Below are 248 nucleotides of genomic sequence, written 5' to 3'. Positions count from 1 at the left end.
AAGTTCAGCCGCTTGGCGCCGCTGAGCTGCGCCCCCTGCACGATGCTGTTGTGCGCCAACGCGTCATGCACGATCAGGTCGCCGGGGCCAAACAGGCATCCGATCACGGTGACGTTGGTGGCATGCCCGCTGACGAAGGCGACGCAGTCGTCGACCTCGTAGACGCTTGCCAGTGCGCGCTCTAGCTCGCGCTGGACCGGCCGCTCGCCGGCCACCATGCGGCTTGCCGACGCCGAGGTGCCATACTG

1 protein-coding gene is annotated in these 248 nt (G+C 67.7%); it reads right to left on the bottom strand.

The window, feature by feature from the left end; all coding sequences use genetic code 11:
- Positions 1 to 248 (bottom strand): aminotransferase class I/II-fold pyridoxal phosphate-dependent enzyme (locus G5A07_RS21580; protein ID WP_191864007.1); only part of this gene is annotated, 248 nt, incomplete at both ends.

The organism is Stenotrophomonas sp. AS012628 (genome assembly GCF_010608305.1).
In the GTDB taxonomy this organism is placed as follows: Bacteria; Pseudomonadota; Gammaproteobacteria; order Xanthomonadales; family Xanthomonadaceae; genus Stenotrophomonas; species Stenotrophomonas geniculata.
The sequence above is the reverse complement of the archived record's forward strand: the minus strand, read 5'-3'. Positions and strand labels throughout refer to the sequence as shown.